Genomic DNA, 8373 nt, shown 5'->3' with positions numbered 1-8373 from the left:
GTGTGCGCGCACCCCGGCCGCGAGCACGGCGGCGGCCTCGCTCGCCGTCAGCGAGCCCTTGAACTTGTCCGGGGCCACGACCACCCGGGGACGGTCGCCGAGCTCGATCGGACCCACCTCAGGCGGTCGCGCGAGCGGGGGCACCGGACAGGGACGGCAGCACCAGGGACTCCCAGCGCTCCTTCATCACGGCGAGCACGGTGTCCGGGTCCTGGTCGAAGATCTCTTGGTTGAAGATCTCGACCTCGACCGGTCCCGTGTAGCCGGCGGCGGCGACCCAGCGCCCGATCGTGCCGAAGTCGATCACCCCGTCCCCCATCATCCCGCGGGAGAGCAGGGCGTCGGAGGCGATCGGCAGGTTGAAGTCGCAGACCTGGTAGGACGCCAGCCGGCCCTCCGCGCCGGCCCGGGCGATCTGGGCTTCCAGCGCGGGGTCCCACCAGACGTGGAAGGTGTCCACCACCACGCCCACGGCCTCCACCGGGTGCGGGGTCGCGAGGTCCAGGGCCTGCCCGAGCGTGGAGAGCACGGCCCGGTCGGCCGCGTACATGGGGTGCAGTGCCTCGAGCACGAGGCGAACCCCGTGCTCGAGGGCGTAGGGGACGAGCTCGGCGAGCCGCGCGGCCACGCGCGCACGCGCCGCCACCACGTCCTTGTCGGCCCGGTCGCCCTCGCCGCCCAGGACGTGGGCGGCGGCCGGCAGCCCGCCGACGACCATGATCAGCTCGCTCGTCCCCAGGGCGCGGGCCTCGCGGATCGCGGCCCGGTTGCTCTCGAGCGCGGCCCGCTGCCCGGCCTCGTCGGCCGCCGTGAGGAAGCCGCCGCGGCACAGGCTGGAGACCTGCAGGCCCGCCTCCGAGATGATCCGGGCCGCGTTCTCGAGGCCGGCCTCGGCGACGCGGTCGCGCCACACCCCGATGTGGCTCAGCCCGGCCCGGGCGGTGGCGTCCACGGCCTGCTGCAGGGTCAGGTCGCGGGTGGTGCCCGTGTTCAGCGACAGCTGGAAGTCCGCGCTCATGCCGCGCCTCCGGTGCTGCCGGCCGGCGCGAGAGCCGGGGCGAGGACCGGCGCGCCGAGGCCCGCCGTGTCCAGGAAGGTGGTCATCCGCCGGGCGGCGAGCTCGGGGTCCAGCAGGAGCCCGGCCCGGTCGGCCAGCCGGAACACCTCGACGAGGTGCGGCACGGAGCGGCCCGAGTGCAGCCCCCCGACCAGCTGGAAACCGGGCTGGCTGCCGTTGAGCCACGACAGGAACGCGATGCCGCACTTGTAGTAGAAGGTCGGGGCGCTGAAGACGTGGCGCCCCAGCTCCTCCGTGGAGTCGAGGATCGCCCGGGCCCGTCCGGGCTCCCCGGCGTCGTAGGCCTGCAGCGCGGTGGACGCCGCCGGGTAGATGCCCGCGAAGATGCCCAGCAGCGCGTCCGAGTGGCGCGTGCCGTCGCCGTCGATGAGCTCCGGGTAGTTGAAGTCGTCGCCGGTGTAGAGGCGGACCCCCTCCGGCAGCTCCGCCCGCAGCCGGGTCTCGTGCGCGGCGTTCAGCAGGGACACCTTGACGCCGTCCACCTTGTCCGGGTGGGCGCGGACGAGCTCGAGGAAGGTCTCGGTGGCCGTGTCCACGGCGTCGCTGCCCCAGTAGCCGGCCAGCGCCGGGTCGAACATCGTCCCGAGCCAGTGCAGGACCACCGGGTGCCGGGCCTCGCCCAGCAGCTGGGAGTAGACCCGCAGGTAGTCGTCGGCGCCCCGGGCGGCCCGCACCAGGGCCCGGGAGGCCATCAGGATGACCTTCGCCCCGGCGCCCTCGACCACCTCGACCTGCTCCCGGTAGGCCTCCAGCACGGCGCGCAGACCCGACTCGCCGGCCGCGACGCCCGCCGGGTCCAGCTGGTCCGTTCCCGCACCGCACGCGATGAGGTCGCGGACGGTCCGGCCCTCCAGGGCCGGGTTCCCCGTGGCCAGCGCCGCCGAGGCCTCGGCGGTCGAGCGCCGGATCAGCTGCTGGGTGGCCGCCCAGTCCAGGCCCATGCCCCGCTGGGCGGTGTCCATGGCGTCGGCGACGCCCAGTCCGTAGGACCAGAGGTCGTGGCGGAAGCCCAGGGTCGCGTCCCAGTCGAGCTGGGCCGGCGCCCCGGGGGTGTTGTCCGCGAGGACCATGGGCACCACGTGCGCGGCGGCGTAGGCCTTGCGCGAGGTCAGGGGCGACTGCGGCCGCGTCCAGTTCCCCGGTCCGGAGAGGACGTGCTCGGTCAGGGACCCGTTGCCGTCGGGCAGCAGCACGGCGCTCACCGTACGGCCTCGGCGGTGCGCCGCTCGGCCGGGGACAGCTCGATCGCCGGGATGTCGATGGTGCGGCGCTCCGCCGAGGAGCGCAGGCCCAGCTCGGCCAGCTGCACCCCGCGCGCGGCGGAGAGCAGGCCGAACCGGTGCTCGCGGCCCGCGGCGACGTCGGCCAGGAACTCCTCCCACTGCGCCTTGAAGCCGTTGTCCAGCTCCGCGTTGGCCGGCACCTCCAGCCACTGGTCGCGGAAGGACTCGGTGACGGGCAGGTCCGGGTTCCAGACCGGCTTGGGCGTGTGGGCCCGCTGCTGGGCCACGCACTTGTTCAGCCCGGCGACCGCCGAACCGTGGGTGCCGTCCACCTGGAACTCCACGAGCTCGTCGCGGTAGACGCGCACGGCCCAGGAGGAGTTGATCTGGGCGACCACGGGATCGCCCTCGGGGGTCTCGAGCTCGAAGACGCCGTAGGCGGCGTCGTCGGCGGTGGCCGGGTACTCGTGGCCCTGCTCGTCCCACCGCGCGGGGATGTGCGTCACGGCCGTCGAGGTCACGGACCGGACCGGTCCCACGATGCCCTCGAGGACGTAGTTCCAGTGGCAGTACATGTCGACGGTCATGGAGCCGCCGTCCTCGCGCCGGTAGTTCCAGGACGGGCGCTGGGCCTCCTGGTGCTCGCCCTCGAAGACCCAGTACCCGAACTCGCCGCGTAGGGACAGGATCCGGCCGAAGAAGCCCTCGTCCACGAGCCGCCGCAGCTTCACGAGACCGGGGAGGTAGAGCTTGTCGTGGACCACGCCGGCGGTGATGCCGCGCTCCTGGGCGAGCTGCGCCAGCTCGACGGCCTCCTCGAGGGTCTCGGCGGTCGGCTTCTCGGTGTAGACGTGCTTGCCGGCGCGCATGGCCTTCTTCAGCGTCTCCGCCCGGAGGCTGGTCATGGAGGCGTCGAAGACGATGTCGACGGTGGGGTCCTCGATGACCGCGTCGAGGTCGGTGGTCCAGTGCTCCACGCCGTGCCGGCGCGCCAGCTCGGCGACCTTGGCCTCGTTGCGGCCCACGAGGATCGGCTCCACGGTCACGCGGGTGCCGTCCGGCAGCGTCACGCCCCCCTGGTCCCGGATGGGCAGGATCGAGCGCAGCAGGTGCTGGCGGTAGCCCATGCGGCCGGTGATGCCGTTCATGGCGATGCGGAGAACTCGGGGTTCGGACATCATCAACTCCAATGGATTCGCGAAATTTGTAGGAAAGCGCTTTCCACTCTAGGGTTGGCTCAGTGTGACTGTCAACACGTTCGCGCCGCCGGGCTCCCTCCGGCGCGGCGGACGAGATGCCCACCGCGTGCGGTGAGGAGGAAGCAGGACCGGACGATGAGCGCAGTGACCCTCTCCCAGGTCGCCCGGCAGGCCGGGGTGTCCCTGGCCACGGCGTCCCGGGTGCTCAACGGATCGGACCGCCGGCCCGCCGAGCACATCGCGGAGCGGGTCCGGGACGCCGCGGAGACCCTCGGCTACGTCGCCAACGCCCAGGCGCAGGCGCTGGCCCGGTCCACCACCGGCCTCGTCGGGCTCGTGGTCCACGACATCGCCGACCCCTACTTCTCCTCGATCGCGAAGGGCGTGCAGCGCCGGGCCCGCACGGACCGGCACCAGCTGCTGCTGGCCGCGACCGACGGCACCGACCAGCTCGACGCCGTCGCGGCCTTCGCGGCCCACCGCACCGACGCGATCATCATGGCGGGCTCGCGCCGGCGGGAGATCGATCCCCGGCTGCTCGCCGAGCTCGTCCGGTACCAGAAGAACGGCGGCCGGGTGGTGACCATCGGCCAGGCCTGGCTCGAGGGCGCCGGTGCCGTCACCATCGACAACCGCGGCGCCGGCGTCGACCTGACGGGCATGCTGATCGAGGCGGGCCGGACCCGGTTCGCCCTCCTGGCCGGGCCCGAGGAGCTGGCCAGCGCCGCGGAGCGCCGGGCGGGCTTCCACGCCGCCCTGGAACGGGCCGGCCTGGCGGCGGAGGCCGAGGTCACCCAGGACTTCAACAGCCAGGGCGGCTACGAGGCCGCCCGGGAACTGGTGGACCGGCTCGGCCCCGACGCCGTCCGCGGGCTCACGGTCGTGGTCGGCAACGACGTCATGGCACTGGGCGCGATCGCCGGCTTCCGGCACGCCGGTCTGCTCGTGCCGGACGACCTGTGGGTGGCCGGATTCGACGACATCCCCAACCTCCGGGACTTCGCCCCCGGCCTGACCACCGTGCGCTTCCCGCTCGAGCAGATCGGGGAGGCCGCCGCGGACATCGCCCTGAGCCACGACGAGGCGCGGATCGAGCACGTGATCGGCGAGATCGTGCGGCGCGAGAGCGCCTGAGCCGGCCGGTCGCGGACCGTCCGGGCAGATCGAGCGCACGGGAGAGACCGACGGAAAGGCGTCATGTTCACCTTGGACCAGGCCCGCAGCTTCATCGTCGTGGCCGAGGAGCTGCACTTCGGCCGGGCGGCGCAGCGGCTGCGCATGACCCAGCCGCCGCTGAGCCGACAGATCCAGAAGCTGGAGCGCGTCCTGGGCGTCGAGCTGCTGGAGCGGGACCATCGGCACGTGGCCCTGACCGCGGCGGGCCGGGCCTTCCTCGTCGAGGCGCGCAAGCTGGTCGTCGCCGCGGAGCGGGCGCCCGTGACGGCCCGGCGGATCGCGGAGGGCCGGGCGGGGACCCTGCGCATCGGCTTCACGGCCGCGTCCGGCTTCAGCCTGCTGGGACCCCTGCTCGGGGAGATCGGCGCGGCCCTGCCGGACGTGGACGTGGACCTGCAGGAGCTGGTGACGCGCCGGCAGCTCCAGGCCCTGCTGGACGGGGACCTGGACCTGGGCCTGGTGCGGCCGCTCTTCGACACCTCGGTCTTCGACTCCCGGCTGCTGCTCGCCGAGAGTCTCTTCGTCGCGGCCCCCTCCGGTCACCCGTTGACGGAGCTCGGGCGCCCGGTGACCTCGACCGACCTCGTCGACGTCCCGCTGATCATGCACGCCTCCACCGCGGCGCGCTACTTCTACGACCAGGTGGTCCGGCTGGTGGAGGTGGAGCACCGCAACGTGGTCCACACCGTCAGCCAGGTCGTCACCATGGTGGCCCTGGTCGCGGCCGGGCACGGCGTGGCGTTCGTCCCCGGCTCCGCCCGCCGGCTCGGCCTCGAGGGAGTGCGCTACCTGCCACTGGCCGGCAGCACCCCGGAGGCCGTGCAGCTGCACGCCGTCTGGAACCGGGAGTCCCGCAACCCGGTCCTGCCCCGGCTGCTGGAGCTGATCAGGACCCTGGGCACCGACCTGCAGTCCTCCCCATCGTGATACCTGATGAGCATGACGTCATCCTCAAATAGCCTTGGACGGGCATCATAGGGTCGCCCTACGGTGGAGACCACACCCCACCGTGAGGGCCGCTCCGACGGCCTCGACCGAAGGACGACGCCCATGGCTCAGCACACCCCCCAGGAACTGGCGACCCGGTTGAAGGACGGCCTGCTGTCCTTCCCCGTCACGGCGTTCGACCAGGACCTCCTCTTCGACGAGACCGCCTACCGCGAGCACCTCGCGTGGCAGGCCAGCTACCCCGTGGCCGGCCTGTTCGCCGCCGGCGGCACCGGGGAGGGCTTCTCCCTCACCCCCGAAGAGACCGCCACCGTGGTGGCGGCGGCCGTGGCCGAGGTCGGCGGCCGGGTCCCGGTGCTGGCCCCCGCCGCCGGCAACACCGCCCAGGCCGTGCGCAACGCCCACGACGCGGCCGCCGCCGGCGCCGAGGGTCTGCTGCTGCTGCCCCCGTACCTCACCGAGTGCGACCAGGACGGACTGTTCGCCCACGCCTCGGCAGTCTGTGCGGCCACCGGTCTCGGGGTGATCGCCTACAACCGCGCGAATGCGATCTACTCGGCCGAGACGGTCGCCCGTCTCGCCGAGCGCCACGAGAACTTCATCGGGTTCAAGGACGGCATCGGCGACATCGAGCACCTGACCAAGGTCTACGCCCGCAACGGGGACCGTCTGTTCTACCTGGGCGGACTGCCCACCGCGGAGACCTTCGCCCTGCCCCTGCTCCAGCTGGGCATGAGCACCTACTCCTCGGCCATGTACAACTTCGTCCCCGAGTTCGCGCTGGAGTTCTACCGCGACGTCCGCGCCCAGGACCGGGCGGCCGTCACCGACAAGCTCAACCGGTTCGTGCTGCCCTACCTGGAGATCCGGGACCGGGCGAAGGGCTACGGCGTCTCCATCATCAAGGGCGGGCTCCGGGCCGTGGGCCGGGACGCGGGCGGCGTGCGCCCCCCGCTCCAGGACCTGACCGAGCAGGACCTCGCGGACCTCAAGGCCCTCGTCGACGTCCTCCCCGCCGGCACCCCGGCCGGCGCCCTGCAGCAGGCCTGACAATCCCCTCCCGAAGAGACCGCACGCACAGACGACGAAGGAGACCCATGTCCGTGAGCACCCAGACCACCACCCTCTCCGGCCACTCGATCATCGCCGGCCACGAGGTCGTCGGCAACGGCGGCACCACCCACGGCATCGACCCGGCGACCAACGCCGAGCTGGAGCCCGCCTACACCCTGATCGACGAGACCCAGCTCGCCGAGGCCACCGCGGCCGCCGAGGAGGCCTTCGAGTCCTTCAGCGCCCTCGACCCCGAGACCCACGCGGGCTTCCTCGAGACGATCGCCGCCAACATCGAGGCCGTCGGTCCGGAGCTGGTGGACCGCGCCTCCACGGAGACCGGGCTGCCACAGGCGCGCCTGCAGGGCGAGCTGGCGCGCACCACGGGGCAGCTGCGGCTGTTCGCCCGCGTGGTGCGGCAGGGCGACCACCGCGGCGTGCGCATCGAGCCGCCCCTGCCGGGGCGCACTCCTCTGCCCCGCCCGGACCTGCGCCAGCGCAAGGTCCCGCTGGGCCCCGTCGCCGTGTTCGGGGCCAGCAACTTCCCCTTCGCCTTCTCCACCGCCGGCGGCGACACCGCCTCCGCACTGGCCGCGGGCTGCCCCGTGGTCTTCAAGGCCCACAACGCCCACCCGGGCACCGGCGAGATCGTCGGCCGGGCGCTCACCGACGCCGTGACCGAGTGCGGTCTGCACCCGGGGGTGTTCTCGCTGGTCTACGGTCCGGGCGCGAGCATCGGCCAGGCCCTGGCCAAGGACCCGGCCGTCAAGGCCGTGGGTTTCACCGGCTCCCGCGGCGCGGGCACCGCGCTGATGGCCACGGCCGCCGCCCGGCCGGAGCCGATCCCCGTCTACGCGGAGATGAGCTCCATCAACCCCGTCTTCCTCTTCGACTCCGCCCTGCGCGGCGACGCCGAGGAGTTCGCCCGCGCCTACGCCACCTCCCTGACGGGCTCCGCAGGGCAGCTGTGCACCAACCCGGGCCTGCTGTTCGTGCCCGAGGGGGAGGCCGGTGACGCCTTCCTGGCCGCCGTCGGGCGCGTGCTGGCCGACGCCGAGGGCGCGACCATGCTCACCCCGGGCATCGCCCGCTCCTGCCGGGACGGCATCGAGGCCCTGGCCTCGCAGGAGGGCGTCGAGATCGTGGCCCGCGGCAAGGTGGGCTCCACCGAGAACTCCCCCGCTCCCGTGGTCTTCGGCGCCCGAATCCCGACCTTCCTGTCCAACCCCGTGCTGCAGGAGGAGATCTTCGGTGCCTCGTCGCTGGCGATCCGCTACGGCTCCGCGGAGGAGCTGGTGGCCGCGGCGGCCCGGATGGAGGGCCAGCTGACCGCGAGCCTGTTCCTGTCCGAGGAGGACGCCCCCACCGCGGCCCCGCTGCTGCCGGTGCTGGAGCGCAAGGTGGGCCGGATCCTCGCCAACGGCTGGCCGACCGGCGTGGACGTGGGCGACGCCATGGTCCACGGCGGGCCGTTCCCGGCGACCTCCGACTCGCGGACCACCTCGGTGGGCACGCTCGCGATCGAGCGGTTCCTCCGCCCCGTGGCCTACCAGAACATCCCCGGCGCCCTGCTGCCCGCCCCGGTGCAGGACGACAACCCGTGGCACCTCAACCGCCGGGTCGACGGCCGTCTCCAGCCGGCCGAGGACCCCCAGGAGAGCCGGCGCTGAGGCCGTGCCCGGGCACGGCCCGGGCA

Annotated in this window: 8 protein-coding genes; 4 read left to right on the top strand and 4 right to left on the bottom strand. The window is 73.3% G+C overall.

Going from position 1 to position 8373, the window contains the following annotated elements; translation table 11 throughout:
• The 4 genes from ACFU0Y_RS15480 to ACFU0Y_RS15465 all read right to left on the bottom strand — a co-directional run.
• The coding region (locus ACFU0Y_RS15480) for a glycerate kinase (protein WP_380215415.1) at positions 1-108 on the bottom strand (108 nt) is incomplete at its 3' end.
• A gap of 10 nt (positions 109-118) precedes the next feature.
• Positions 119-1018: a sugar phosphate isomerase/epimerase family protein gene (locus tag ACFU0Y_RS15475; RefSeq protein ID WP_380215413.1), complete on the bottom strand. Its 900-nt coding sequence runs from the start codon at positions 1016-1018 to the stop codon at positions 119-121.
• Positions 1015-2280, bottom strand: a complete 1266-nt coding sequence (locus tag ACFU0Y_RS15470; protein ID WP_380215412.1) for a dihydrodipicolinate synthase family protein — start codon at positions 2278-2280, stop codon at positions 1015-1017. Before ACFU0Y_RS15470 ends, ACFU0Y_RS15475 begins: the two co-directional genes overlap by 4 nt.
• The gene (locus ACFU0Y_RS15465; RefSeq protein ID WP_380215414.1) at positions 2277-3479 is read right to left on the bottom strand and encodes a Gfo/Idh/MocA family protein; all 1203 of its coding nucleotides are present in this window, start codon (positions 3477-3479) and stop codon (positions 2277-2279) included. Before ACFU0Y_RS15465 ends, ACFU0Y_RS15470 begins: the two co-directional genes overlap by 4 nt.
• 156 nt (positions 3480-3635) lie before the next feature.
• Here ACFU0Y_RS15465 and ACFU0Y_RS15460 point away from each other — a divergent pair, with 156 nt between their 5' ends.
• From ACFU0Y_RS15460 to ACFU0Y_RS15445, 4 genes are all read left to right on the top strand, one after another.
• Positions 3636-4634 (top strand): LacI family DNA-binding transcriptional regulator, encoded by a 999-nt coding sequence (locus tag ACFU0Y_RS15460; protein WP_380215411.1) that lies wholly within the window; start codon positions 3636-3638, stop codon positions 4632-4634.
• 63 nt (positions 4635-4697) lie between these two features.
• Positions 4698-5603, top strand: a complete 906-nt coding sequence (locus ACFU0Y_RS15455; protein WP_380215410.1) for a LysR family transcriptional regulator — start codon at positions 4698-4700, stop codon at positions 5601-5603.
• Positions 5604-5726: 123 nt separating this feature from the next.
• A complete protein-coding gene (gene kdgD / locus ACFU0Y_RS15450; RefSeq protein WP_380215409.1) occupies positions 5727-6674 on the top strand; it encodes a 5-dehydro-4-deoxyglucarate dehydratase in 948 nt (315 codons plus the stop codon).
• 47 nt (positions 6675-6721) lie between these two features.
• The gene (locus ACFU0Y_RS15445) at positions 6722-8347 is read left to right on the top strand and encodes an aldehyde dehydrogenase (NADP(+)) (RefSeq protein ID WP_380215408.1); all 1626 of its coding nucleotides are present in this window, start codon (positions 6722-6724) and stop codon (positions 8345-8347) included.
• Positions 8348-8373 lie beyond the last annotated feature (26 nt).

Source organism: Kocuria sp. NPDC057446 (assembly GCF_042802875.1).
Classification (GTDB): Bacteria; Actinomycetota; Actinomycetes; order Actinomycetales; family Micrococcaceae; genus Kocuria.
Note: the sequence above shows the minus strand (reverse complement) of the source record. Positions and strands in the feature narration are given on the sequence as shown.